This window comes from Hyphomonas sp. ske169, from assembly GCF_056850855.1.
The window spans coordinates 2,022,055-2,049,047 of sequence record NZ_CP096146.1; the positions used below are offsets into that span (position 1 = coordinate 2,022,055).

Here is a 26,993-nt window from a genome sequence, read left to right on the forward strand (position 1 = left end):
TGAGCGAAGCCGAAGGACGAGGCGGGCTCGCAGGGAAACACATAGGAAGCGCGGCCCTTTATCCTTCGACTTCGCTCAGGATGAGGGCCTAATGGTCGGGGTATGCTCGCGAGTGACCCAACGCCGACATCCCGCTTTGCCAACGCAAGTTGGCACCCATGGCGGCTGGCTGACGATCTCAACCGCCATGGGTCCTGACTTGCGTCAGGAAAACGGAACCAGCTAGATACGCGGGAGGGATTGACGGCAAAACTGTTTTCATCCGATCTTCCTCAACACGCGTGACGGTGACAGTCGTCGCAAAGATCGGAAGGTGTTTCTTGAAACCAAGCAAAGCGATATCGGGGGGCATCTCCGCGACCCTCTTGGCCGGATGTGCCCAATATGGGGCGGGGGCAGAGGCGACCGCCGCCCCGGAACAAACAGAATGCGCGATCGAACTGATTGTTCTGGGCGCGGGGCAAGATGCCGGTGCGCCGCAAATTGGGAACCCGCACGATCCGGCCTGGGCCGACCCAGCCCTAAGGCTCACACCGACTTCGATTGCGCTCGTCGACCATGCGGTTGGCCGGCGCTACTTGTTCGACGCAACGCCGCAGATCACCCAGCAAATGAACTTACTCGACACGCTTGCACCCGGGTCTGGCGATAAGCTCTCTCTGTCGGGGGTGTTTTTAACGCACGCCCATATCGGCCACTATGCCGGTCTGATGTATTTGGGGCGAGAAGCCGCTGGCGCGTCGAGCGTGCCTGTTTATGCGATGCCGCGCATGGCGGACTATCTGCAATCGAACGGTCCATGGGGCCAATTGGTGGATCTGGAGAATATCGAGCTGAAACCGCTCGAAGACCGGGTGCCAAGTGTGCTCTCTGAGGCGATCCAGGTTACGCCCTATCGCGTCCCGCACCGAGATGAATATTCCGAGACCGTCGGCTTCTTGATCGAGACACACGGCAAAAACGCGCTCTACCTACCCGACATTGATAGTTGGGACGAATGGGACACAGATTTTGGCCTTCGTTTGGAGGATATGCTGGGGCTAGTCGACTTCGCCTTTGTCGACGCGACTTTTTATGACAATCATGAACTCCCTGGCCGCGACATGACACTGATCCCTCATCCGCGCGTCACGGAAACGATGGAGCGATTGGACGGCCAACGGGCTGAGGTCCGATCACGGGTCCAGTTCATCCACTATAATCACACCAACCCGATCCGGTTCTTGGATGCTGAGGAGACGGCAGATGTTTATGCCCGAGGCTTTAACATCGCTCGCGCTGGCGATCGGCATTGTTTGGTAACTAGAGTGGAATGATCGAGAGCTTTCGCCGATATTCTTAAACAGGCCTCGCCCGACGGCGGGGCTTTTTTTGTTGTTGGGTTGCGTTAGCGTGCGCCGATATTCAGGAGACAAGCATGATCCCATATAAACAGCTCGACCGGTCGGTGGCGGGGAAGACGGTTCTGATCACAGGCGCCGCAAGTGGGATGGGGCGCGCCACAGCCCATCTATTTGCCCGCGAAGGCGCGAATGTGATGGCGACGGACATGCACGCCGAAGGCGTCGAGGCCGTCGCTCAAGAGATCCGCGATGCAGGGATCGATCACGTGGCCGCTTATACGCTCGACGTTTCTGACCATGCAGCCATCAAGGCGGCGGTTGCGGCCACCGTTGAGGCGTTTGGCGGGCTCGATATCTTGATCAATAATGCCGGCTTTGCCCGGCTCGCTCACCCCTCTGAGGATCAATATGAAGACATCTGGCATGACAGCGTGAATGTCATGCTGACCGCACACCAACGGATGATCCGTGCGGCACTGCCTTATTTGATGAAAACCGAAACCGGCGGCCGAATCGTCAATATTGCCTCCACCGAAGGGCTTGGCGCGACACCGGGAAATGGACCTTATGTTGCGGCCAAACATGGCGTTATCGGGCTAACTCGTGCGATGGCCAATGATCTTGGTCGAGACGGCATTACCTGTAACGCGATTTGCCCCGGACCGATTGAGACGAATATCAACGCTTCCATTCCAGACGATCATAAAGTGATTTTCGCCAAACGCCGGGTGCCGATCCGCCGCTACGGCATCCCTGAAGAGGTGGCGCATATTACCTTATCTTGCTGCTTGCCAGCCGCGTCTTACCTGAACGGCGCCGCGATTCCTGTGGATGGCGGATTGACGATCAAGAACGCTTAAGCCGGTAGCTCGTGGTTGAGCGCCAGCACTTCGCCCGCAAGGTATAACGAGCCACCAATTAAGATCCGGTCGGGCTGCTCGGCGGCTGCGGCAGCCATGGCGTAGGCCAACGAAGCATGTGCCGACGCTTGCGGCATGAATTGCCGGGCCGTATCTGCGAGGGCTTGCGGTTCAGCCCCGGCATGACCCGGCGCATTTGGCATCGTGTGGACCGAACTGATCACGCCCTTATAGGCGTGGAAGAAGCCGCCATGATCTTTGCTGGCAATCATCGCGGTGACCATCACCGTCTTGCCGCCCATTTCGCGCAGCAGCTCAGCAATCGCGGTCGCCGCGTGTGGGTTGTGGCCGCCATCGAGCCAAACCTCCGCATTGCCCGCCATCTCGGTCACCGGCCCTGGCGCCAATTTCTGCATGCGAGCGGGCCAGACCGCCGATTGGGCCCCTGCCCAGATCGCGCTGTCGGGAATGGTGGGCTGTTTCAAGGTGCGCATCGCTAAGCCGGCGAGGGCCGCATTATAGCGCTGATGGGTGCCGGGCAGAGCCACTTGTTCGGGCACTTTTTCGATATCTTCCATCCGCAATAGGGTAAGCGGCGCAGCAAGCTCTTCGGCGCGCGCCCGGATCACATCTCCGCAGACCCGCGCTTGGATCGCTGACACAGCCGGCCGTCCGGGTTTAATGATCCCGGCTTTTTCGCCGGCAATCTTAGCGAGGTCAGAGCCCAAAAACTGTTTATGATCGAAATCAACCGGCGTAATCACGCTCAAGGCAGGCTGATCGATCACATTGGTCGCGTCAAACCGGCCGCCAAGCCCAACTTCGAGGATCAGCAAGTCCGCCGGAACTTCACTAAAGGCGAGAAGCGCGGTCGCTGTGGTCGCTTCAAATCGCGTGATCTCTCGACCCTCAAGTGCCGCATAGACGCGGTCTAGCCAGGTGGTGAGCGCCTCATCGGCGACCAACTCCCCGGCGAGGCGGATTCGCTCATTGAAGCGTACTAAGTGGGGTGAGGTGTAGACATGGACGCTGAGGCCTGCCGCTTCGGCCATGGCGCGTAAATAGGCGCAGGTTGAGCCTTTGCCATTGGTGCCAGCGACATGAATAGTCGGCGGCAACTTATCCTGCGGCCGACCGAGCGTTTCCAATACCGCTTCGATCCGACCGAGCGATAGCTCTATCGTTTCTGGATATAGGCCCTCAAATTGGTCTACGGCCGCATCAAGCGCGGCGGACACGGGGCTTAAGCCTTGTCGGGTCTAGGCGCGGGGGCATCAGCCGAGGGCGCCTCTACCGGCAGCGTCGAGACATCTTTGTCAGCTGCACTGCGAGCCGGCATCAAATGGCCGAGCACCCGGGAAAGGGTCGCTTTCAGCTCGCGGCGATCCACGACAATGTCGATCGCGCCTTTTTCGCGCAGAAATTCAGAGCGTTGAAAGCCTTCGGGAAGCTTTTCGCGAATGGTCTGTTCGATCACGCGCGGACCTGAAAAGGCAATCATCGCGCCCGGTTCGGCCATGTGGATATCTCCCAGCATGGCATAAGAGGCTGAAACACCGCCTGAGGTCGGATCGCAAAGGACCACGATGTAAGGCAGGCCGGCTTCTTTGACTTCCTGAATGGCTAGCGTGGAGCGCGGCATTTGCATCAGAGACAAGGTCCCTTCTTGCATTCGCGCGCCGCCCGAGGCTGAGCAGACCACAAAGGCCGCTTTGCGCGCGACGGCCATTTGTGCGGCCGCGATAAAGGCTTCACCAGCCGCCATGCCCAGCGATCCACCCATAAAGGCGAAGTCTTGGACCAGGATCACAGTTGGGATGCCGTCGACCTTGCCAAAGGCCGCGGCCATACAATCGTCCTGAGCGATCGGCGCGACAGCGCCGGAATCAGGCGCTTCTTCTTTATCACGTTTGGCGATTTTGCTTTTCGCGCCCTTGATGCGGGACGGATAGGCTTTGTCGTCTTTAAACTTGAGGGGATCGGCTGGAACTGGCGGCAGTGGGATTGGTTCCCAGCGCTCATTGTCAAAGAAGAGCCGGAACCGGCGGCGCGGTGAAATCCGCAAATGCGCGCCCGCAGGGGTTACATACCAGCTCTCTTCGAGATCCGAACGATAGACAAGCTCGCCAGATAGCGGGCATTTCACCCAAAGATTATCAGGCGTGTCTTTCTTATTCCCCGACAATAGCCCTTTCAGGCCCGGTGTGCGGAAATTGGTCAGCCAGTTCATTTCGTCACCATCCCTTTGCCCGATCCAGGACTTTGCTAGGTTGGCACTCCACCCTTTAGCGCCGTACTTAACTCAAGGGCCAATCCGCCCATCTTCTCTGCTGTAATTTGTGTGGTTTTGGCCACAGTTGCAAGTCTTGCATGTTCTACAAATGCAGAACCAACCACAACCCCGTCCGCAATTTTCGCCATCGCGGCCGCTTGTTCGCCGGTCTTGATGCCGAATCCGACACATACTGGAAGCCCAGAAACGCGCTGCGCCATCTCAACGCCGGCGCGAATCTCTTCCGGATCGGCAGAGCCTGCGCCGGTTACGCCGGCAACCGCGACATAATAGAGGAAACCGCTCGCGCCTTCGGCGACTTTTGCCATCCGCGCCTCGTCCGTGGTCGGAGTGGCCAGGCGAATGACGGACAGTTCGTGTTTGGCATAGGCGTCGCGGATCGGTTGATCTTCTTCGGGCGGTAAGTCTACCAAAATTGTGCCATCAATACCGGCTTCTGCGGCGGCTTCTGCAAACGCCTCATAGCCAAGCGTGTGCACCGGATTGGCATAGCCCATGAGGATGAGCGGCGTGTCTTGATCGTCTTCGCGGAACCGTTTGGCCAGGGCCAACACGTCTTTCAGTGTGGTCTTGTTGGCAAGCGCGCGCAGGGCTGCTTTTTGGATCGCGGGGCCATCCGCCATCGGGTCGGTGAACGGCGCGCCAAGTTCGATGACGTCCGCACCATTATCGCGCACCGCGCACAAGGCTTGGTAGGATGTTTCGAGGTCCGGATCGCCCGCCATCAAATAGGCGACCAAAGCTGCGCGTCCTTCGCCTTTAACCTTGTCAAAGCGCGTCACTATTCGGGAAGTCGGCATTATTCAGTATCCGTATTCTCTAAAACCCAGGCCTGATAGGGGGCGTTAACCTGCGTACAGCCGAGCGCTACGATGGCTGGCACATCATAAGGGTGATGGGCTGCGACAATCGCTTCGATTTTGGCAAAGTTTGCAGCCGGCGCCTTGAGCCATAGGATGAATTCAAACGCCTGTTCGACGACGCCTTTCCAGCGATAGGTTGACGCCATCGGGCCTTCAATATTCGCGCACGCCGCAGCGCGCGTGTCGACCGCCTCGTCAGCAATGGCGCGGGCCACGCGTTGGCGCGGGCAAGTGATGCGGTAAAGGGTCAGTTCAGTCACATCTCAACTCCCAGAGCTTCGGCGACCGAGAACACATCCTTATCGCCGCGGCCGCACATGTTCATGATCAGAATGCCGTCTTTATCGAGGGTCTCGATGACATCGCCGACCCGCGCTAGCGCATGGCTTGGCTCAAGCGCGGGGATAATCCCTTCCAGGCGGGTGCAGAGCTGGAACGCTTCAAGCGCTTCATTGTCGGTGCAGGTAAGATATTCAGCCCGGCCCGTATCACGCAAGAAACTGTGTTCAGGACCAATGCCCGGATAATCGAGGCCAGCTGAGATTGAGTGCGCATCAATGATCTGGCCATCATCTGTCTGCAGGAGATAGGTCTTGTTGCCGTGCAGGATGCCTGGTGCGCCGCCATTGAGGGCGGCTGCGTGCTGTCCGGTTTCGATGCCGTGGCCAGAGGCCTCGACGCCGATCATCCGGACCGACTCGTCCTCAATGAAGGGGTGGAACAGGCCGATCGCATTGGAGCCGCCGCCAATACAGGCCATCACAGCATCCGGCAGACGCCCTTCGCGCTCAAGGATTTGCGTCCGGGCTTCTTTGCCGATCACGCTTTGGAAATCGCGCACCAATTCAGGATAAGGGTGCGGGCCTGCGGCGGTGCCGATGCAATAGAATGTGTTTTCGACATTGGTGACCCAGTCGCGCAGCGCTTCATTCATCGCGTCTTTCAGCGTGCCGGTGCCGGATGAGACCGGGACAATCTCAGCGCCGAGCAGTTTCATCCGAAATACGTTCGGCTTTTGCCGCTCAACATCGGTCTCGCCCATAAAGACCACGCATTTTAGTCCAAAGCGGGCACAAACTGTTGCCGTCGCCACGCCATGTTGGCCGGCACCGGTCTCAGCAATGATGCGGGTTTTGCCCATGCGCATGGCGAGCAGGACTTGGCCCAAACAATTATTGATTTTGTGCGCGCCAGTGTGATTGAGCTCGTCGCGCTTGAGATAGATTTTCGCACCGCCAAAATGTTCGGTCAGGCGCTCAGCGAAATAAAGCGGGCTGGGACGGCCCACATAATGGGCCCAGAGATCATCCATTTGGGCTTTAAAGGCCGGGTCCTGTTTTGCGGCGCGATATTCCTTCTCGAGATCGAGAATGAGCGGCATCAGAGTTTCGGCGACATAGCGTCCTCCAAACTCACCAAAACGGCCATTTTCATCGGGCCATTGGTCCCAAGTGTTTCTCAAATCCATGACTATGCTTTCTAGGGCTTTCTAGGCAGATTTGGCAGCGTCAATGAACGCGCGGATTAAGTCCTCGTCCTTTATCCCCCGCGCGCGCTCGACGCCAGAGGAAACATCCACTGCGGTCGCACCTGTCGCAGCAATCGCCTCTCCGACGTTTTCTGGAGTTAGACCGCCCGCTAGCAGCCAAGGAACGCCGGGGTCAAATCCGTCCAAAAGCGACCAATCCATCGCGGCGCCGTTGCCGCCGGGATTATCGGCATCTTCGGGCGGTTTCGCATCAATCAGAAACCGGTCCACGCGCCATTGGTCGAGCGTTTCGAGCTCGTCCTCATTGGCGACGCCAACGGCGCGCCACAGCTCGCATATGCCGGTGCAATCGCGCCACCAGCGCAAGACTTGATCTGGAGTTTCTTTGCCGTGCAACTGTATGGCGTCAGGCTCAATCTCGTGCAGGACATCTTCGAATAGGTCTTCATCAGGATCGACGAGCAGGATCACCGATTGCAGGCCGAGGTCTTGCGCAAACTCGGACAAGGCGCACACTTCATCCAATCCGTTTTCGCCTTCACCCAGCAGATTGCGCGGGCTTTTCGGATAAAGCACAAAGCCAACCCAATCCGCGCCAGCCTCAGCAGCGGCGCGAACATGGGCTGTATCTTTCAAGCCGCAAATCTTTACGTGTGCCATGGCGCGTCTCGTGCGTGGCGCACGCTGCGAAGTCAAGCGCAATCGCCATACAAACCAGGGTCCATGTGCGAAACTCTGGATTACTCCTGTCCGAAGCCAAGTGCATTGATCAGACTGCGAGCGGTGTTTTGGTCAAACTTGGCTCTGAGTTTGATATACGGACCTTCGTTACGATATCTCGCCGCTTCGAAATCCTCATCCTCAAAGCCTGAGACATTGTAGCCAAGGCTCACCCAGACATTGTCTTTCGGGCTGACGCCAATGCTCGGCCCGAATGACCACGCGGTGGTGCCAGAACCATCATTCGAGGACCAAGTGGTCTGCAGGCCGACATCCAGTGTTTTGGTTACGTCATGGCGAATCTCTGCCCCGATCAGATTGGTCGTGCCCGACGCGCTAGCGCCCTCGAACTCCGCATCGACATGTTTGATGCCATGATAGACCGAGATCTGAGTTTGATCGGTGACCATCGCATTAACGGCGAGATTGTTGACGATCTTCGAGCGCTCTTGAACGCCTTCCTCATTCGATTGGCCGATGTCGAGCCGGTTCAAAACCACCAGACCCTCGCCGCGGGGGCGCCAGGCCGCACCAATCCGCAGATCAGTTTCGGTGCGGTCAGCTTGACCGTCTAGCGTCTCGTCCTGGTGACGGGCCGCGGCTGAGAAGGACAGCGTTTTGGTAATCTCCCGCGCGCCACCAAGCACGGCGACCAAACGGCTGCCTGAAGCGCTGTCACGGGCTTCGACCCGGGCTGATCCCGCCATGCTTTCGGTTTGATAGCTGGCGCCAAGATAAGCGGACGTATAGGCTTCTGCCTGGGTCAGCGGGCTGCGGACACCATCCTCGAGCGGGCTGATCGCAGCATCGGCGGTTGGGTCAAGCGGCTCATCGCCGCCATCGACATTTGCCCGGCGAGCGAGGCCGCCGCCAACCGTCCAGGCTTCATTGACCTGCCACACTTGGTCGACACCGACAGTGGCTCCGATGCGCCGTCCGCTATCGCCTGTGATCATGTCCGTGCTGGCGCGAACCTGTGTTCCGCCACTTGGTTCCCAGGTCAGGCCCGCAACCGTGTTTTGGCCTGATGATGTCGCCCCATTGGTCACTTCGTGCCGCAGATTAGCGGTGACGCGTTTACCGAGCGTCTTGTCGACGCCAAACACAGCTCGACCCGGGAAGAGCGACGCCTCGTCATTGCTGTCGCCGCCGACTTGGATCGGTTCTTCCCAGACGGCGCTGATTGAGAGGCCTTGATCGACAAAAGTCTTGCGCAAGCCCGCGAGGAGCAAGACCGACTGGCGAGGCTCAGCAACTTGGCCAAAGTCTTCAGAAACCGCGCGCAGGCCAGCGCTGATGCCAAAGGTTTGGCTGTCTTGCTGCACAACCACGTCCGCCACTTGCCGCTCTGAGCCTTGGCTGAGATTGGTTTCTTGATAGGCTTGTGCGGTCACGCGCCGTTCAGTTCGGTCGGATCCATCTTCGCTTACTTTTGATCCAATTTCAGCACTCAGCTCTGCGCCAATCCGGCGGACCGCGTTGGTCGAAGAGGTTTGCTGCCCCAATCCGAAGCCTTCTTCCTCTTCGCGAATATACCCCGTGGCGAGGATTTTCTCGGTCCGGTGTTGCGCGACCAACAGAACGGCGTCTGATGTTTCCTTTCCGAGGTCGGAATCGGTTTCGGTTCTGGCAATTTCCGCGCGAACTTCAGTATTGTCGCTTAGGCGCAGGGTTAGATCTGCGGCTGCGAGATTAGAGCCATCAGTTTCGAGAGATCCTGAATCCTCTTCGTGGATTAAGGTTGCGCCAGCTTGGATCGCGCCATCCAGGAAGCGCTTCTCGGCCCGAACCCCCGCCGTGATGCCGCGTTCTGCGGCTTCGGTCGTTTCATAGTCGACCACGATCACGTTCGGATTAAGCGCCGCATCGGTCGCTGACACAGGTTGCCGGAAGAATAGTTCGCCCGTGACATAGTCGATTTCATAATCGCTATAGCGGTTCAGCAAACGCTCGCTGAGGATGATATCAGGACGCAGCCTGTCGCGGGTTTCGATCTTAATCACTTCGGAAGATCGGACCAATGGCGCGACACTCAGCCGGTACGGTCCTGACGTGCCATCGGCAGCGAACTCGTCCTTGATGAAGCTTTGATTGGTTTCTGAGGCGAAGGCTGTGAAGGAAGTGTCCTCGCTCTCATAATCAGCCTTTAGGCCTGAGAGACGGCGCGTATAGCGGCCAAGTTCGGTCTCGGTAAAGCCGGTTTCATAGTCGCCAAACAGCGCCTGAAACGTGTTTTTCTCAAGCTTCACATAGACCGGATATTGGCTTTCGGCATTATTATACTGCCAGGTCCGGTCGCCATAGAGCGTGTAATAGGCATTCGGATCGATCTCGTCGAACACTTCACGGTCCTGCTGGCCGTGGCGTTTGGATGTATCGACGGCAAGAGTGAGCAACCAATCACCCTTGATGACGCCTTTGGCGAAGAAGGCGACCCGGCCATCGCTGGACAATTCTTCTACGCCACGTCCTACAGACCCTTCTAGCCGCGAGGCCATGCCTTCGGCTTCTGCGAGTCCGACAAGTATCCAGTCACGCTTTTCCGGCGCCAGCCAAACATCTATGTCCTCAAAGCTGCCGTCTTGAAGCAAAACCTGTAGCCGAACGCGGCCAGATTCCAAGGTCGGTTCTAACTCCACATGTGCGATGCCATTAGCGCCAACGCGGACACCTGAAACCGCTGAGAAGGCAGCATTCACAGGGGCTTCAAACTCTTCCTCAGCTTCATGCGCCAGACGATACGGATCGGCGACGCTGATCTCGACCAAACGGCCTTCATGGACAGGATTGCCGTCCCCGTCCTCAAGTCGGATGGCAACACGCGGTTTGTTTCGACCATCAGCAACCAGGAGAGATTGGTCATCCACATGGGTCGCGCGGCTAACTTCATCCACAAACCAGACTTTGCGGATGCTTTGGTCAATCATTTCACCTTCAGCGTCATATAATCGAGCGACGAAAACATTCTCACCCCGCTGAATATCGACGCCCGACCAGCGAGAGATCGCAACTTCGCGGGTCGCAGAGAGATCCTTACCGGAATAGTTCAGGCCGGGTACGGGGCGACCATTGAGATCCAGACGCACACGTTCTCTTGGTCCATGCAGAAGACCCAGATTAACCGATCGACCTTGAGGCGCTTGGTCGGTCGCCGGATAGACCCATTCGAGACCAGATGGAGTCTGGGCGTTCAGCCATTGCTTGTCGTAAAGCTCTTCATCGCGAGTTTTTGCGACGTCTTGTTCGACGGGTTTGGAGACCGCGTCCGTTTTGCGCAGATAGAAATTCGCGCGCCAAATTGAACCGCCTTGCGCGTCGACAAATTTGGACAAAGCGCTGCCCGCATAGCGTGTGTTTTCTTCGCAAATGACAGGCTCGTATCCGGCTGGCAATGTGGCTTCATCGACTTGAACGACATGTGTTCCAGGTCGAATGCCTTCAAAGTGGAACTGGCCATTTGCATCCGTGACGACATAGCGGCCGGTTTCCATATAAAGCCGAACACCAGGAACGCCGTTCCCTTCAAGGATCGATCTTGACCAGGCTTCATCGGGACGACAGGCCGCTTCTGCCACGCGTCCAATAATCGTCAAACGCGAGGTCAGAAGATCTTCTTCAATATAGACCGCCGCATCGGCGCGATTGGAGATCGCAGCGCCGGCCCCGTTCACAGCAATCACCGTGTTGATCGCGTCCCCGAGTGAGGCATTTGGACCGACCGATGTGAGATAAGTGAGCTGAACAGACTCGCCCGGAGCCAAGAGACCGACGGCGAAGGTCAATTCTTGGCCATTTGCCGAGATCTCCGGCGCAGCCCCTGCGACACCGTTGATCCTGAGGGATCCTGCCGTGTAGCGAAATCCAGGCGGCAAAGTATCTTGGACCAAGACCGGGGCGCCGAGCGCGCCTGCATTATCTAGATCGACGGTGTAACCGACAAAATCCCCAATAAAGGCCTGCGAGACCGATGCGCGCTTGGAAATGTTTAGGTCGGTCGCTGGGTCGAGCGGGATATCCAGGCTGAGTGGGCCAGTTGTGGTGACTTCAAACTCAGCCGCAAACGAGGCGTCAGTCCAAATATCAAACGGAGCATTTGGGAGGTTCTGAAGCTCTCCTTCCGCGCGCGCCGATGGGAAATCGTAGCCCGCTGGCGTCTCGACCTGGAGCCGGTAGCGACCGGGCATCAAAACCGGGAAAAGGAATGTGCCGGTAGAGGCCTGATAAGACAGACCATTTGAGTCTGCGGCGGCTGTGCCCGATTCGACAGTTGATGGAAACGCGCCACTGCCATCAATCGCCATCACCTCAGCAGGTGCGCCTGTTGCGGCATCGACAATTGTGATGCGCGCGCCATCGAGCAAAGTGCCGTTTGTGCTATCAAAGACCCGACCAAACGGATCGATAAGTGCCGTATCGACTGACACTTCTGTGGCGTCAAACTGGTCGATATAGGTTGCTGTGAGTTGAGTATTTTGCGGCGCTGTTAGCGTGTCATCGAAGCGCGGCGTTGTGGCGGCTGTGCTTGGGAAAAACCCATAGAAATGCCCAGAATCAGGTTCATCTTCATAGAGCTGAAGCGTGATCTCGTCACCGCTATCTGCGGTCACCGTAATGACGACGGTTTCAATCCGATCTGAATTGCCATTCTGGCCTAAGTCCACAACTCGAACGACGATTAATTCACCAGAGAAATAGGTTTCTGCGGGAACCAGAGAGGTCGGTGTCGATGTGTCGAGAGGCTTTTGCTGAAAGACAGAGACCACGCCGAAGGATTGAAAGGGACCGTTCAGTGCGCCGGATGGACTGTAGTCAGATCCATTCAGGTTGACCCGGATGGCATCCGGTGCGTTTTCGATAATCCTGAAGAACTCAATCTCAGACGGCGTACGCCGCGGCTGGATCGTAAACTCGGCCGTATTGGTTGGGAAAGAGAGTGTGCCCGCGCCAGCATCTTGAGAAATAATCGCTGTATTGGATACACGGTCGCCAATATCAGCCATAGCCGATAGCGACACTGCCGTCATTGCGAAGCAGGCAAACGCAAGCCACCGCAAACCGGCTACGATGCGCTTCCACCCGAAGCTCATCCCCGATTCTCCACCATCATGCGGGTGACCTCTTTTGGGTCTATCCGCGAACTCAATAAATTGGGCTGATCTATCGCCGCCCTATACGAAAGACCCTATCGGAGTATGGTTACTATTCTCCTTACAGAGCTCTGATAATTCGATGGAATTTAAGAAATTTGCATGAAATTTCGCGGGTTTTCGTTTCCATTTTGCACGGGCCCAAATAGAAAAAGCCCCGGCGTTTTGGAAACGCCAGGGCTTTGGTCTTTTAGGCTTGGGCGGCGTTTATTTGACTTCAGCGCGGATGACGATTTGTCCAACTTCACCGGCGGCCAGAGTCGCATCGGAAAGTTGGATCACACAGGTCGTCGTGCCGTTACAATCGCTCTCAGCTGGCGTCGTTGGCACGGTCAGCGTTGGTCCAGAGCCGCCGATACCTGAATCATCTTCGAAACCGGTCGTCGTTGTGGTCGCAAGGCTTGCCGCGACGAACGAGACTTCGGCTGGCAGAACATCGTCAATCACAAGATTGGTTGCGGTTGCCGTGACACCATTATTCTGAACCTGGATCACATATTCAACACAAGATCCTGGCACCGCTTTGGCATTCGGTTCAGCTACAGCCGTGTCACAGTCGGTGAGTCCAACAAATGGATCATCCGTGCCTGGCTCTTTAATCACGGTTACGGTTTTCGTCGCCGTCAAATCCGCCGCTTCGACCCGAATGATGCCGGTAGCTGCAAACAAACCGTCCGCAACGCCGGATGTTTCGGCCGCAGCAACACCAACGCCGTCCGCGAGGACGTTTTGAGCTAAGCCGGTCAGCACATTGGCGCCGCCCGACGCCGCTGTGACTTCACCTGGCGTGGCAGAGGCTTCGATTAAGAAGGCCGTTGGGTCCCGAACCTCAGCGACCAGTGTGATATCATCAGATGTCGTATCCGCGAGTCCTGCGGGCACCGTGCCCTGCACTTGAACGAAGACGCGCACACCTTTTGGGACATCGGTTGTAAACGCGGCGGATCCCGCGGCGGTTCCAATCGGTGTCTCGGTCAAGACTGTATAAGCGCCATCATCATCGGTGCCGTTATCATTGGCATCGACCAAATAGCGGACAATTACGCCGGTGGCATCAAAGGTGCTCGCCCCTGAGTCCAAATCAGCAATTGAGAAAGAGAAGGCGGCTGTATCATTGCCTTCGTTCAAAACCTCAAATGTCAAAGTCGCATCCACACCTGCCGCGGTTGCCAGCGTGCTATTGGTTGCGGTGACGATCAGGTCGATTTTCCGGTCGACCGTGAACAATGTTGGTATCCCTTGCACGGTTGCACCGGCTGGAGGGCTCACATTGTCATTGGTGATGATGGGTTGCGCGGTGCCGGAGACACTATAGCTCAACTCAAATGTGTTCGAAACCGAGGTTCCGGCTTCTGTTAGATCATTTGCTGCATGCGCAGCTCCGGCCAGGCCAAGGCATACCGCCGCGGCCAGGCTTGAACGGAGGGAAACCCCCCGCACCTGTGAATAGCTCATTTTCGCCCGCTCCAATTATATTTTTTTAAAGCTCGGGCTGAGCCTGACACAGAACTCTTAACATCATCCAAAAGCTAATGGGGAAGGTGAAATTTTACCTATCGGCAGGTCGAAGCGGCCCGGTCAATCGCGGCAGACGAACCCTTCAGAGAAAAATGATAGGTCACGCGGGTGTTGCGCGATGAGGTGGCTTCAACGCGCAGCTCGCTGCCGCGCTTGAGCTGGCGGACCAGTTTCGCATCATCATTATCCTGGGCAAAAGCTTCGCGCCCGACGCCGAACAAGGCCCAGTCAGAGCGGCCAATTTTCGCTTTACCTGGCAAGTCACCGCGCAACTCATACCCGACTTTTAAGCTCGGTTGGTTGCGGGCTTTGCCGGACTGCCAGTTGGATACATAGAACCACACATCGCCATGGTCGGCGGATTTTGGCGCTTTGTCCGTAGCTTGCGTCGCCGCATAACACAGGCGCTCGCCGCCGACATTTTCGGTGAAGACCACCCAGTCTGAATATTGCCGCACAACTGATGGATTCGCTGAGGCCGCTAGTAATTGGGCGCCAAAAACCGATCCAAGAAGGGCAAGAGCAAGCCGGTGCATATAAACTCTCCTACATGCAATAAAATATATAGCCAGGGGTCAAATTCTTATGTAATGTCCTTAGGGCTGAAATAAGACACACTAGATTAACGGGCGATTATGAGTTTGTTGTCTCGCAAAGGTTGCAATCCTTCCGGTATGAGCGCTTTATACGTGTGTGAAGCGACACAGGGGAAACAGGTGTCCCTCGAGACCACTGGCAGCGATCCATCCGAACGCGAACGATTGGCCGATTGCGTCGAGCAAATCGCCAGCGCGCAATCGCGTCCAGCCTTCGCCACGGTGTTCGAATATTTCGCCCCACGCTTGAAAAGTTATTTGATGCGTTTGGGCAGCGATGCCTCTGCAGCGGAAGAAATTATGCAAGAGGTGATGCTCAATGTTTGGCGCAAAGCCGGTCAGTATGATCGCCGCCAAGCCTCTGTTTCAACATGGATCTTCCGAATCGCGCGGAACCGGCGGATCGACACGCTGCGCCGGAACAATAAGCCCGAACTCGATGCGCAAGATCGGATGCTGCAACCGGCCGAGGCCGAACAACCTGATATCACCGTCAATCGCGTACAATTAGAAGCGAGAGTTCGCGACGTGATTGAAACGCTACCAGAGGAACAACTCGTCCTCCTGAAGGCTGCTTTCTATGAAGGGCTTTCACACTCTGAAATTGCAAAGACCTTTGGGTTGCCACTAGGCACTGTGAAGTCGCGTATTCGGCTTGCTTTCATGCGTTTGCGTGGCTCCTTGGAACGCGATCACTGAGTATATGACTGCAATCTGGAGCTGCATTTGCTTGACGATAACCTTGATCCGACAATATCGCCAAAACTGAGGGATAGTTTCGAGGAGCGCGCGACGCCAATGGGCAAAGCGACAATCAACGATTTTGGCGAAGTTTATAGCAGCTATGGCGCAGGCTGCTTAGACCCAGCGTTTTGTCTATTGGTGGAAACCCAATCGGCTTTGCGTCCTGAAGTCGCGCGCGCTGTCGCGCGGGCTGAGACGATTGCTGGCGTGTTCTTGGAAACCGAACAACGCGTCGCGGTTAGCGCGAACGCGATGGATAAAGCGTTTGCGATGATTGATGCGTTCGAGGCGGATGGTCGTCCCGATGCGCGTGCCCAAGCTGTGCACATGGCGGGAGAAGGCCTCGATGAGCTTCTCGACCTGCCAGAACCGCTTCGGGAAACCGCGCTGACTTCCTTCCAAACCAATAAATGGCAAGGCCTAACCCAAGGCATTCGTCGCCTCAAACTCGAGGCCGGAAGCGATGCGGAAGTTGAGCTCTACCGAATTGAACCCGGCTGCACGGTTCCCAAGCATAGTCATAAAGGCAGCGAGTTTACCCTAGTGGTCTCAGGCGGCTTCAGTGATGAAAGCGGATCGTTTGGGCCTGGTGATATCAGCCTTAAAGGCCCGAAAGATATCCATCAGCCGACCGGCGACATGGATGGTGTCTGCTATGCGCTTGCCGTGCGAGATGGCGGGTTGAAATTTACCGGTGTGATGGGCCTGATCCAACGTCTGGTCGGACAGTAATTAGCGAACAATCTCAAATTTTCGGGTCTCAAACACAGTAAGCACTTGTTTGAGGTCGCGCCCGCGTTTCAAAATCTGTCCTTGCGCCCCGAGCACAGAATAGGCACCTTGCATGCGCGCGAGTGCGGGTGTCTTTACCACAGTCCAATTTGGGGTCTCAGCATGTCGCCGGAAGATCGCAAACACCGCCTGGTCCTTATGCGCCCCAACTGCATAATCTTTGGCTTGTCCAGACATGACCAAGCGGCCATAGACATCAAGAATTAGGTTCATTTCGCTGCGTTGGAACGCGATTTTTGGCTTTCGCTGCGTTTTTTTGAGAGGCGTTATTTTGCTCATGAAGCGCGTATTCGTTACAGTTACCAAAGTCGTGACGCTTTTTTAATACGGAATTGGGCAGTTTTGCCTAATTCACGCCTTGCCGCGGTCACCGATTACGATCAGTTTGCAATTGTCGGGCGGCGAAGTCTAGCAGTCTTTCCGGACCCATCAGCCCCCCCAGCCCCCCGGGGCGACTGTTTTGAGCCGCTCGACACACATTTCCTACAAACGAAACATTAAAGACCGCGCTCCGAAAAGAGAATGGTTCGCTATGCATGAACAGAAATTTAGCTGCACGTGCTTGGTGATCCCTTTACTGGCCTGCGCTAACGAATGAGGTTAACCGACTTCTGGTAACAGACTGCGACCCATAAATGCTCGAGCTTCAAAATCTGGAAAAAGCGTTTGAAGATCATGTCGCAGTGGCCGGCTTGAGCTTTGCTTTGGAGAAAGGCGAAGTGCTCGGCTTTCTCGGCCAGAACGGCGCGGGTAAATCGACAACAATGCGAATGATTGCTGGCGTGCTTGAGCCCGATACTGGCGACGCGATCGTCAATGGTCATTCGATTACCTCAGCCCGTCGCGCGGCGCAGAGCCAAATTGGCTACCTCCCTGAAGGCGCGCCGCTTTATCGCGATATGACGCCGCTCACATTTCTACGCTTCATGGCCGATGCGCATGATTTGAAACGTGGTGAGCGAAAGAACGCTGTCGATCGCGTGATTGCCGATGCCCGGATCGCCAATGTGACAGGACAACGAATTGCTTCGCTCTCTAAAGGGTATCGTAGGCGGGTCGGCCTTGCGGCGGCGCTGATCCATGATCCGCCAGTGCTCTTGCTGGATGAACCAACTGATGGCCTCGACCCGATCCAAAAGCGCGCCGTGAGGGCGCTGGTGGCGCGAATGGCACCGGAAAAAGCGATCCTGATCTCAACCCACACTTTGGACGAAGTGCCCGCCATGTGTTCGCGCGTGATTGTGATCGACAAAGGCCGTGTGGTTGCTGATGAAACGCCGGAGAATCTGGCGAAAAGCAAACCGGGCGGACTGGAAGAAGCGTTTATTGATCTCGCTGATAGTCGCGTGGTCGCGTCATGATCGCGATCGATTGGCATGGACTGTTTACCGGCATCCGCGCGGCTTGGCGGCGCGAGATCTCTGCCTATTTCGCGACGCCGCTAGCTTATGTATTTGTCGCGATCTTTCTCTTGGTGCTCGGCATCTTTACCTGGGATCTTTCCCGCTTCTTCGATACGGGCGCGGCGGATCTTGGCCCCTTCTTCTACTGGCATCCTTGGCTCTTCATGTTGTTCATGCCGGCGCTCGCGATGCGGCTCTGGGCCGACGAGGTCAACCAAGGCACTTCAGAACTATTACTGTCTTTACCGGTCAGTCTGTCAGGATTGGTGATTGGCAAACTCCTGGCGGCATGGACGGTCGCGGCACTGGCGCTTGTTTTGACCTTTCCCTGGTGGATCGCCGTGAATGTGCTCGGCCCGGCCGATAATCCAGCCATTGCGCTGACCTATTTCATGAGCCTGATCATGGCCGGGGCTTATCTCGCCATTGGTGCAGCGGTGTCGGCTTTGACCAGAAGCGCGGTGCTTGCCTTCATTATCGGTGTGCTGGTGGCGTTCATTCTAACCGCTGCGGGCTGGCCGCTTGTTTCAGGCGCGATTGCAAGCGCCCTCGGACCTGAAGCTGGAGACGCCGTCGCGCAATTTTCCTTCGTCACGCATTTTGAAACCGCCCAGCGCGGCGTGCTCGAGCTGCGCGGCCTATTTTTCTATTTTGGCTTTATTGCGGTGTGCATCACGCTCAACACGCTGTTTATCGGCCACAGACGGGGAGGTGCTCAATGAGCCCGCGCCGTTATCTTATTGCCGCGACTTTTTTGTTGGCGGCAATCTTCGCCGCCGCGAACTTGCTCGCGCAATCGATGTTGGCTGGTGCCCGCGCAGATTTCACTGAGAACAATCTCTACACGCTTTCAGATGGCACCAAATCGACCCTGTCCTCCTTGTCAGAACCGATTGATCTTACATTTGTTTACACGCGCAGCGTCGGCCAAGAGTTTCCAGCCGTTCGCGCTTATGCCGTGCGGGTCCGCGAATTGCTCGAAGCTTATGCGACCCTTGGCGGCGCCGATATTCGCTTACGCGAGATTGATCCTGCACCCTTCTCTGAAGCCGAGGACGAGGCTCTGGCTGCCGGCCTTGTCGCGGTCGACACGAATGGCGGCGACCCGCTGTATTTCGGTCTGATCGGTCGCAATGCGGTTGATGATGAGCGCGTCATCCCGTTTTTGGCGCCTGAGCAAGAGACCAGTCTCGAATATGATGTCACGCGCATGATTGCCCGGCTCGATCGGCCAGAACCGGCGCGCGTGGGCCTACTGTCCACACTGCCCGGTATGAGCGCGCTGACCGATGAGGCGGGCTATTCTTTGCGCCGCGAAATGGCGAAGACGTTCACGGTTGAGCTGATCGAAGAGAATTTCGTCGAGCTGCCCGGTGAAATCGATGTCCTCATGCTGGTCCATCCGCCAGAACTGACGCCTTGGCAGCTCTGGCAGATAGACCAATTTATCCTGCGGACCGGCCGGGCGCTGATCCTGCTCGATCCTGCGGCGAAGACGGCGCAAGGCACGGGGCCGTTCAATATGACGAACCGCCAGATCCGATCTGATTTAGATCACTTTGTTGCGGTCTGGGGCGTGCGCCTCGCCGATGATGCGGTCGCTGACACGGAAACAGCGCTTTCGATTGAGGCAGATGCCGGTGAGGGCCGGACCACGGTTCTGCAACACCCGCTCTTTCTGGCGGTGCCGCCAAGCTTGATGTCGCGCGACAGCATTGTCACCGCGGATCTTGGCCGAACGGTCAATCTCGGCGCGCCGGGTCGGTTGATCTTGTCCGATGGAGCGCCGGGCACGCGTGAAATTTTGATGCAAACAGGCCCTGCCCCCAGCGCCATTCCAGCTGAGCGCGCCGCTGTTGAGATTTCTGCTGGTGACGCGATTGGGCTGTATCAAGCCAGCGATCTTGGGCCTGCGCCCCTGGCTGTCCGGGTTTCTGGGCCCCTGATTAGCGCTTTTCCAGACGGTGCGCCTTTGCCCGATATTCCAGATGATCCGATCTATGCGGAACTTGCGCGCGCTGCTGCCGCGGAAGCGCCGCCGCATATGACCACTAGCGCTGTGGATGCAGATATCATCATCCTGTCTGATGCTGATATGCTTGATGACGGCCTCTATCTCGACTTGCAAAGCGGTATCGCGTTTGCCGACAATGCGACCTTCATCTTGAACGCGCTTGATAGCCTCTCGGGCGGCTCTGAATTAATGAGTCTGCGCGCCCGCGCCCCGGGGCGGCGGGCTATGGAAACGGTCGACCGCATGCGAGAAGAAGCTCAAGCACAATTCTTCAGTGAGCAAGCGCGTCTCGAAAGCCGCCTCGCTGTGTCGCAGCAGAGGCTTGAGGAATTACAAACGGTTGGCGCCACGGGCGGCTTCTTTGATGGCGATATCAATGCCGAACTCAGCGAAGCCGAACGCGACGAGCTTGCGCGCTTGCGGGACGACATCGTCACAACGCGGAGCCGGTTGCGGCAAATCGAACGGGATTTTCGATCTGACATCGATCAACTTGAACTGCAGCTGCGTCTATTCACCATACTGACCGGGCCGCTGCTCATGGGCGCTTTGGGATTGCTTCTGTTTTTCCGGCAACGGAGAGGGTCGGAAGCATGAGCAGGATCCATCAAAATAGCCGCCGGAAATCTGTTCTGATCTTGCTTGTTGTCGCGGTCGGACTTTGGGTCTTACTCGGCCTGACCCACTTAACCACAAGTCCGCCAAGCGCGTCCCATAATCGCATGGGCGAGCCGATCTTGGCGGGTTTTGGGGCGCAACGCGCCGAGGCCCAGCGCATTCGGTTCACATTGGCGGATGAAAGTTACACGCTGGAACGCACGGCGGCGGGATGGGTGATGGCAGAGACTGGCGGTTATCCAGTGCGCAGAGATCGTATTGCGGAGCTAGCGGGTGGGCTCGAAACGCTCAGCTTTGATGTCCGCCGAACCGATGATCCGTATAAGCATGACCGGCTCGGACTTGGGGATCCGACCGAGGGCGGCAATGGCGTCCTTTTGGAAGTCTTTGGTCCAGAGAATGCGCTGACTCAAAGCGTGGTCATCGGGCGCAAAAATGAAGATCTATACGTCCGCAATCCCGGCGAGACCCAGACGTTCCGTGCGGATGGGTCGCTGCCGCCCTTCTACAATCGCCGCGCATGGTTGGATCTCAGCATAGCGGAAATAGATCCAGCTGCGATCCGCTCAGTTCGTATTACAGATTCGTCGAATCGATCGCTCTACTTGCGGCGCGCGGAAGGTAATGATGCGCGCAGTTTCCGGCCGGCGCCGCCCAACCAGAATGATCGTCTGATCTCTCGCCTTGCGGCCTCATCTACCGCTTTAGCCATCACGCGCCTGACACCTCAAGATGTGAAACCGGCCGCAGATTTGATCAATGCGCCAATCGCGCGGCATATCAGCGAGACCTTTGATGGGCTCGAGATTGATTTACAGGCCTTTCGCGAGCCGAACGGGTTTTGGGTGACCCTCCGCGCGGTTGAAGCTGGTGAAGGGGCAAGGCGCGCAGAGGCCATCAACGCCAAGGCCGAGGGTTGGGCGTTTCGGATTTCAGATTATGATTTCCAGGACTTAACCCCTAGCGTGACCAGCATTGTTGAGCCCGCGCCCTTAGCGCCCTGATAAGCGCATGCCGATCCGCATAACGGGCATCGCGATCGCTACCAGCATTTTCTCAAGTGGCGACCGCGCGAACTTCCTGAAATACGTCACCAAACTATCGGCTTTATGCTTCGCCACCGTTTTTGATGAGGCGTCGGAGGTCGATCCAAAATGCAGCGCACCCGCGTTTGGATCATACATCACAGTGCCGCCCGCTTCGCGGCAGCGGCGACAGAGATCCACATCCTCGACATGCAGAAAATAGGCTTCATCAAATCCGTCCAACACCGCCAGACTGGCTTTTGAGGTGAGAAAGAACGCGCCGGAAATAACTGGCATTTCAACCGCGTGCTCCGGCGGCGGTGTTTGTTCTAGAGTCCAAGTGTTCATCCCCGCCAGGCTGGCTGCGGCGCGCCAGAGGGTCAATTCTCGACGCCGGGCACCGCGAGTCTCGTGCCCCCACAGATCGAAGATTTTTCCGCCAACAATCCAGGGGGTTGGCAGGACTGCAGCAACGCTCTGCATCGATGGAACTGACCCGCGCCGAATCACGGCATCTGGATTAATTACCAGGATTTGCTCCTGCGCGGTGGTTTTAACCCCGAGATTTACGCCAGCGCCAAAGCCGATATTGCCATGTCCCGTGATCAGACTGACTGTGTCGCATTTGGCTTCAAACGCCCTCAACCAGTCTAGCATGTCCGGCGGATTGCCATTGTCGACAATGACCACGTCACCCACATCCGGATCGGCGCTGAGCGCATAGAGGCACTCTTTCAACCGCACGCCTGTTTTATAAGTCACGACAATGACGGAAACACTGGTCATGCCGCCTCGCTGGTCTGTCCGTCATGGCGGGCTTGTAAATAAATCACCGCCGCCGCCAAGATTACCGATCCCCAAAAGGCCTCATTCCACATGCTGTAGGCGAAACTGCAAATCGCGACACAGACACCAATCAGGCCCGCAGCAGCATAGCGCGAGATTGAGGTCCATGCCGAAGGGGGCGGCAAGCGCCAGCCTAGAAAGACCAAAAAAGCGGCAACCAGCGCGGCGCCGATCAAGCCTGTCTCGGCCCAGACTTGCAGCGACATATTGTGGGGGTGGCTGGGTATGACCCGATAGACTTCCCAAGCATATTCGGCCCCATAGCGCGCGCTGGCATCAGCGAGCCATTCTGGGTGATCCCCAAATTTGTCTTGCCACCCTTGCGAGGCTTCGGGCCCATGTCCGATAATCGGCGACTCGGCGATCTTGGTGCCGACCAGCTCCCATGAATAAGACCGCGAAAAGAAGGATTTTGGCAGCGGAATGCCAAGGTCGCGCAGCCGTGCGATCAAGCCCGAGAAAATCAGGGGCGCGGCTAGGACATAGGCGGCAAGGGTACCAAATATGATCTTGAACCCGCCTTCTTGGTAGCGTTTTACGATTGCCATCGTGACCAGCATGAGACCGACGCCCATCAAAGCGGTCTGGGTGCCGGTGAGGGCAAATGCCAGGAAGGAAACAGCCCCAAGCGCAATCGCCATATAGGTTGATTTTGGTGCGGGGCCGCGCTGCCACAGCCAAGCCAGCAAAAACGGTAAAAGCATCAAAAACGCATTGGCGTTTCGCATGATGTTTTGCGGCATTTCGCTCACTGGATCGCTGATCGGCGCGAGCAGCGCTAGCACTTGCGCCATGAACAGAGCGGTGATGACGACACCGCCAAATTGCACCCATCCGGCGCCAACAATAACCTTTAAACTTCGGGTCGCCGCGCCAGAACCAACAGACTGAAGCGCAACAAAAACCCCTAAGCCTGCGAGCGCAGTCAGCGCAAATCGGATGCCCGGCATTTCGAGCGAGAACGATCCGGACCCGACATCACCCACAAATAGGCCCTCGGCATCCGGCCCCCAGAGACTTGCGATGACGACCCAAAGCGCAAAGGCCGTCCCAGTTAGGAATAGACGATCAATGTCCGGACGGCGGGCGAAGAACAGGCCCAAAAGCGCCGCGATCGCGACTGCGGCCGAATAACCCTGCGCACCCATATAAGCGATGATGGGCCAGAGAACGAGCATGGCCGCAAGGATCGGCGCGAACGTTCGCTGGCCCAAACGCATTTAGGCGATCTCTTCGCGCTTAAGATCAGGCGCGAGCGCTTCTTGCACGAGCATCGCTTTGCCTTCATCGAGCGTCACGATTTCTTGCGCCTTCGAACCAAACCGGCGGAGTGCCATCTTTCGCTCTTCGGCTTCACGCTGACCAACCACCGCGATCACCGGCACTTTTTGCACCGAGTGTTCACGTACTTTGTAATTGATCTTCTCTGACCGAAGATCGGTTTCGACCCGTAAGCCAGCCGCGCGTAGCTCTTCGGCGACCTGTTCGGCATAAGCGTCAGAGCTCTCCGAAATCGTCGCGACAACGACTTGCACGGGCGCTAACCAGAGCGGGAATGCACCTGAAAATTCCTCAATCAGGATGCCAAGGAACCGCTCCATCGATCCGAGGATCGCGCGGTGAAGCATGACCGGACGTGCCTTCTCGCCGCTTTCGGCCGTATATTCCGCGCCAAGCCGTTCGGGCAATACGAAATCAAGTTGCAACGTTCCACATTGCCAGACTCGGCCAATCGCGTCGGTGAGTTGGAACTCGAGTTTCGGCCCATAAAATGCGCCTTCGCCCGGCATGATCTCATAGGGCAGGCCGGTATGTTTGATCGCTTCTTCAAGATCGGCCTCAGCGCGATCCCAAATCTCGTCAGAACCAGCGCGGACGTCTGGCCGTGTCGAGAGTTTGACGGCGACATCCGTAAAACCGAAATCGTCATAGACGCTTTGTAACAAAGCGCAAAAACGCTCTGTCTCTGAGATGATTTGATCCTCGCGACAGAAAATGTGCGCGTCATCCTGGGTGAATTGGCGGACACGCATAATGCCGTGCAGGGCGCCGTGCGGTTCGTTGCGGTGGCAGCAGCCGAACTCCGCGAGCCGCAATGGCAGATCGCGATAGGATTTCTGGCCCGATTTGAATACTTCGACATGTGCCGGGCAGTTCATCGGCTTAATCGCCATCAGTTTCGCGTCGGCGGGGACTTTCACCTCACCTTCGCCATCGGGAATGAAGTCGGGCACGACGAACATGTTCTCGCGGAACTTGCCCCAGTGGCCGGACTTCTCCCATTGCGCGGCGTCCATTAGCTGCGGTGTCTTGATCTCATCATAGCCTTCCTCGGCAAGGCGCCGACGGATATAGGCCTCGACCTGCAACCAAACCTGGAAGCCTTTCGGGTGCCAGAACACAGACCCGGCGGCGGCTTCACCATCGAGGTGGAACAGATCGAGCTGTGTCGCGAGCTTACGATGATCGCGCTTTTCCGCTTCTTCCAAGCGATTCAAATAGGCCTTGAGCTCTTTCTCATTGGTCCAAGCCGTGCCGTACATGCGCTGTAGCATTTCATTATTGCTGTCGCCGCGCCAATAGGCACCGGCCAGCTTCATCAGCTTGAACGCTTTTGGCAATTTGCCAGTGCTCGGCAAATGCGGCCCGCGGCACAAGTCGAACCAATCGCCTTGCTTATAGACCGTAATCGCCTCGCCGGGCGGGATGATGTCATCAATGATCTGAGCTTTGTAATCCTCGCCGATCGATTTGAATGTCTCGATGGCTTGGTCCTTGTCCCAAACTTCGCGCACGATCGGATAATCGGCATCGACAATCTCGGCCATTTTCTTTTCGATTTTCTCGAAGTCTTCTGACGAGAATGGCTCTTCTCTGGCGAAGTCGTAATAGAATCCATCATCGATCACGGGCCCAATTGTGACCTGTGTGCCGGGATACATTTCTTGAACCGCTTGGGCGAGAATGTGCGCCGCATCATGGCGGATCAGCTCTAACCCTTCTGGATCCTTCGCCGTGACCAAGGCGAGCTCAACATCGCCCTCAAGAGGGCGCATCAGGTCATAGAGCTCGCCATCAACTTTCGCTGCGAGCGCTTTTTTCGCGAGTGAGTTTGAGATACTCACCGCGACATCATAAGGACGCGCACCGTCTTCGTATTCTCGTACGGCGCCGTCTGGAAGCGTGACTTTAATCATCTTCGTCGTCTTTTCATTTCTTATCAGGCCCATGACCAGGAAATGGGCGTTCTGTCAAAGCCCAATCTCCGTAACGCCAAGGTGCCCAAAAGGGGGTGTGTTCTGTTTTCAGTGGAACCGGATCATAGCCGCGCGAACCGCCGGGCCGACATCGCTGAAACCGTGCCAGCGACATCCATCCGCCTCTCCAAAAACCGTGGCGTGAAACGCATTCGGCACAATATTGACTGCAAGTCGGTTCATGCCGGCAGCGAATGCCAAACAGCATGAAGACCGGAGAGAGAGTCAGTTTATAGACTCGAAGCAGTCCGTACATGAGAGAGCGGCGAAAGCCGGACATTAGACGGGTGTCCCAATTGATTCCTTGAAAACGGGTTTAAACGCTTTGACCTCAGGCGAATAGGGCGCTGGCCCTGATGTGCGCTGAGTTAGGCCGCGGGCAGCGCGTCAGCTGCCGCAGCCCGACTGGTTCGGGTGGTCTCGATGGCGTCCAAGATCGCTTCAAAAGCCAACATGGTCGAAGCGTGGCGTGGCGGATAATCGCGAACGCCTTCCAGGTGGCGCAACTCCCAGAATCTGCCTTTTGGCGGTTCAGCGCCATCTTTGAGCATCGCTTTTAAAGCGTCCCGTACTTCGACCAGCTCGGCATAAGTCGCGCCGATGGCGTGCTCGGCAAGGATCGCCGTCGCGGCTTGGCCGAGGGCGCAGGCTTTTGGGTCGACGGCGATGGCTGTAACGGTCTCACCATCGTCTGCGAGTTTGACATCGACGCGCACGGTAGAGCCGCAAATGCGAGAGACTTTGGTCGCTGATCCGTGCGCATCGGCTAGCGATCCGACATTGGGAATGTCGGCTGCCAGTTCGAGGACGCGGTTGTGGTATAGATCGACCATGAGGCCCATGTCGCGCTGAACCGCCCTAAAATCAAGCCCTGGACGAAGGGCAGAAGTGCCCAAACGCGCATCAGAACATAACACGCACCCACCAGGCTGGCGCCGGCGAGCACAATCACAAACCCATCGCGCGCGGTAATCGCGAGGCCAAAGAGTAAGATGGCCAGGCTGGGGATGACCGGACCGAGCGGCACAAAGGATAGCGGCAGCGTTACGAGCGCGGCGCCGACGCAAGCGAGCGCGACAAGGTTTACAAAGGGCGGTCTTGTTAGAAACACCAAGCGCGGTTTCAGAAACCGGTCCACTTGCGCGACATATTTATCCGCCATCGCGACCCCCGCCACCATATGCTTGCGCGGAAAGCTGAATTCCAGGGCCTTCCGTGGGATCCAGGGATAGGGTCGCCCGATGACCATTTGCATAGCAAAGATCAACGTGATCAGCGCCACTAATACATTCGCGCCTGGAATAATCGTCAGCGGGCTAATCGCGATAAAGCCAAGCAAGAGAATAACCGGTCCATAAGAGCGCCGCCCAACCGCATTTAGCAAATCCCCAACCGAAACCGTCTCGCCATCGGTCTCAGAGCAGAGCGATTGTAAAAGCGTACGGAGGTTTCGGACCTGAGTCAT

The 26,993-nt window shown here is 56.9% G+C and carries 25 protein-coding genes; 9 read left to right on the forward strand and 16 right to left on the reverse strand.

Annotated elements, in window-relative coordinates; genetic code table 11:
• Positions 1–91 precede the first annotated feature (91 nt).
• From MY069_RS09845 to MY069_RS09855, 3 genes are all read left to right on the forward strand, one after another.
• Positions 92–226: a hypothetical protein gene (locus tag MY069_RS09845; protein WP_482793608.1), complete on the forward strand. Its 135-nt coding sequence runs from the start codon at positions 92–94 to the stop codon at positions 224–226.
• Between the two features lie 94 nt (positions 227–320).
• Complete coding sequence (locus tag MY069_RS09850) at positions 321–1,316, forward strand: MBL fold metallo-hydrolase (protein ID WP_482793609.1); 996 nt, start codon at positions 321–323, stop codon at positions 1,314–1,316.
• Positions 1,317–1,417: 101 nt separating this feature from the next.
• The gene (locus MY069_RS09855; protein ID WP_482793610.1) at positions 1,418–2,203 is read left to right on the forward strand and encodes an SDR family NAD(P)-dependent oxidoreductase; all 786 of its coding nucleotides are present in this window, start codon (positions 1,418–1,420) and stop codon (positions 2,201–2,203) included.
• On the opposite strand, the gene MY069_RS09860 is transcribed toward MY069_RS09855, so the two are convergent.
• The 9 genes from MY069_RS09860 to MY069_RS09900 form a co-directional block, all read right to left on the reverse strand.
• Positions 2,200–3,441 (reverse strand): bifunctional folylpolyglutamate synthase/dihydrofolate synthase, encoded by a 1,242-nt coding sequence (locus tag MY069_RS09860; RefSeq protein WP_482793611.1) that lies wholly within the window; start codon positions 3,439–3,441, stop codon positions 2,200–2,202. The genes MY069_RS09855 and MY069_RS09860 overlap by 4 nt on opposite strands.
• Positions 3,442–3,446: 5 nt before the next feature.
• Entirely contained in the window at positions 3,447–4,433 is a 987-nt protein-coding gene (locus MY069_RS09865; RefSeq protein ID WP_482793612.1) for an acetyl-CoA carboxylase carboxyltransferase subunit beta, read from the reverse strand.
• Positions 4,434–4,468: 35 nt separating this feature from the next.
• A complete protein-coding gene (gene trpA / locus MY069_RS09870) occupies positions 4,469–5,296 on the reverse strand; it encodes a tryptophan synthase subunit alpha (protein ID WP_482793613.1) in 828 nt (275 codons plus the stop codon).
• Positions 5,296–5,619, reverse strand: a complete 324-nt coding sequence (gene cutA, locus MY069_RS09875; RefSeq protein ID WP_482793614.1) for a divalent-cation tolerance protein CutA — start codon at positions 5,617–5,619, stop codon at positions 5,296–5,298. Before cutA ends, trpA begins: the two co-directional genes overlap by 1 nt.
• Positions 5,616–6,827: a tryptophan synthase subunit beta gene (gene trpB, locus MY069_RS09880; RefSeq protein WP_482793615.1), complete on the reverse strand. Its 1,212-nt coding sequence runs from the start codon at positions 6,825–6,827 to the stop codon at positions 5,616–5,618. Before trpB ends, cutA begins: the two co-directional genes overlap by 4 nt.
• Before the next feature lie 21 nt (positions 6,828–6,848).
• Positions 6,849–7,508, reverse strand: coding sequence for a phosphoribosylanthranilate isomerase (locus MY069_RS09885; protein ID WP_482793616.1), 660 nt, complete (start codon positions 7,506–7,508; stop codon positions 6,849–6,851).
• A gap of 80 nt (positions 7,509–7,588) precedes the next feature.
• On the reverse strand, positions 7,589–12,655 hold the full coding sequence (locus MY069_RS09890) for a hypothetical protein (RefSeq protein WP_482793617.1): 5,067 nt from the start codon (positions 12,653–12,655) through the stop codon (positions 7,589–7,591).
• 267 nt (positions 12,656–12,922) lie between these two features.
• Positions 12,923–14,170: a hypothetical protein gene (locus MY069_RS09895; protein WP_482793618.1), complete on the reverse strand. Its 1,248-nt coding sequence runs from the start codon at positions 14,168–14,170 to the stop codon at positions 12,923–12,925.
• Positions 14,171–14,268: 98 nt separating this feature from the next.
• A complete protein-coding gene (locus MY069_RS09900; protein ID WP_482793619.1) occupies positions 14,269–14,769 on the reverse strand; it encodes an invasion associated locus B family protein in 501 nt (166 codons plus the stop codon).
• A 180-nt stretch (positions 14,770–14,949) separates the two neighbouring features.
• Between MY069_RS09900 and MY069_RS09905 the strand changes: the two genes are divergently transcribed.
• Positions 14,950–15,528, forward strand: a complete 579-nt coding sequence (locus MY069_RS09905; protein WP_482793620.1) for a sigma-70 family RNA polymerase sigma factor — start codon at positions 14,950–14,952, stop codon at positions 15,526–15,528.
• A 99-nt stretch (positions 15,529–15,627) separates the two neighbouring features.
• Positions 15,628–16,305, forward strand: coding sequence for a ChrR family anti-sigma-E factor (locus MY069_RS09910; RefSeq protein WP_482793621.1), 678 nt, complete (start codon positions 15,628–15,630; stop codon positions 16,303–16,305).
• On the opposite strand, the gene MY069_RS09915 is transcribed toward MY069_RS09910, so the two are convergent.
• Positions 16,306–16,644 carry a DUF2794 domain-containing protein gene (locus tag MY069_RS09915; protein ID WP_482793622.1) on the reverse strand — a complete coding sequence of 113 codons (339 nt, stop codon included), beginning with the start codon at positions 16,642–16,644 and terminating at the stop codon, positions 16,306–16,308.
• A 356-nt stretch (positions 16,645–17,000) separates the two neighbouring features.
• Here MY069_RS09915 and MY069_RS09920 point away from each other — a divergent pair, with 356 nt between their 5' ends.
• Genes MY069_RS09920 through MY069_RS09935 form a run of 4 tightly spaced genes read left to right on the forward strand, consistent with a single transcriptional unit; the run spans position 17,001 to position 21,404 of the window.
• Positions 17,001–17,726: an ABC transporter ATP-binding protein gene (locus tag MY069_RS09920; protein ID WP_482793623.1), complete on the forward strand. Its 726-nt coding sequence runs from the start codon at positions 17,001–17,003 to the stop codon at positions 17,724–17,726.
• Positions 17,723–18,490 (forward strand): ABC transporter permease subunit, encoded by a 768-nt coding sequence (locus tag MY069_RS09925; protein ID WP_482793624.1) that lies wholly within the window; start codon positions 17,723–17,725, stop codon positions 18,488–18,490. The genes MY069_RS09920 and MY069_RS09925 overlap by 4 nt, the downstream gene beginning before the upstream one ends.
• Positions 18,487–20,379, forward strand: coding sequence for a GldG family protein (locus MY069_RS09930; RefSeq protein WP_482793625.1), 1,893 nt, complete (start codon positions 18,487–18,489; stop codon positions 20,377–20,379). The genes MY069_RS09925 and MY069_RS09930 overlap by 4 nt, the downstream gene beginning before the upstream one ends.
• Positions 20,376–21,404 (forward strand): DUF4340 domain-containing protein, encoded by a 1,029-nt coding sequence (locus MY069_RS09935; protein WP_482793626.1) that lies wholly within the window; start codon positions 20,376–20,378, stop codon positions 21,402–21,404. The genes MY069_RS09930 and MY069_RS09935 overlap by 4 nt, the downstream gene beginning before the upstream one ends.
• Here the strand turns inward: MY069_RS09935 and MY069_RS09940 are convergent.
• From MY069_RS09940 to MY069_RS09965, 6 genes are all read right to left on the reverse strand, one after another.
• The gene (locus MY069_RS09940; protein WP_482793627.1) at positions 21,393–22,211 is read right to left on the reverse strand and encodes a glycosyltransferase family 2 protein; all 819 of its coding nucleotides are present in this window, start codon (positions 22,209–22,211) and stop codon (positions 21,393–21,395) included. The two genes, MY069_RS09935 and MY069_RS09940, sit on opposite strands and share 12 nt — an antisense overlap.
• Positions 22,208–23,491 carry an O-antigen ligase family protein gene (locus MY069_RS09945; protein ID WP_482793628.1) on the reverse strand — a complete coding sequence of 428 codons (1,284 nt, stop codon included), beginning with the start codon at positions 23,489–23,491 and terminating at the stop codon, positions 22,208–22,210. The genes MY069_RS09940 and MY069_RS09945 overlap by 4 nt, the downstream gene beginning before the upstream one ends.
• Entirely contained in the window at positions 23,492–25,468 is a 1,977-nt protein-coding gene (gene thrS, locus MY069_RS09950) for a threonine--tRNA ligase (protein WP_482793629.1), read from the reverse strand.
• A 13-nt stretch (positions 25,469–25,481) separates the two neighbouring features.
• The gene (gene yidD / locus MY069_RS09955) at positions 25,482–25,808 is read right to left on the reverse strand and encodes a membrane protein insertion efficiency factor YidD (protein ID WP_482793630.1); all 327 of its coding nucleotides are present in this window, start codon (positions 25,806–25,808) and stop codon (positions 25,482–25,484) included.
• 88 nt (positions 25,809–25,896) lie between these two features.
• Positions 25,897–26,361, reverse strand: coding sequence for an iron-sulfur cluster assembly scaffold protein (locus MY069_RS09960; protein WP_482793631.1), 465 nt, complete (start codon positions 26,359–26,361; stop codon positions 25,897–25,899).
• Positions 26,295–26,993, reverse strand: a complete 699-nt coding sequence (locus tag MY069_RS09965; RefSeq protein WP_482793632.1) for an exopolysaccharide biosynthesis protein — start codon at positions 26,991–26,993, stop codon at positions 26,295–26,297. The genes MY069_RS09960 and MY069_RS09965 overlap by 67 nt, the downstream gene beginning before the upstream one ends.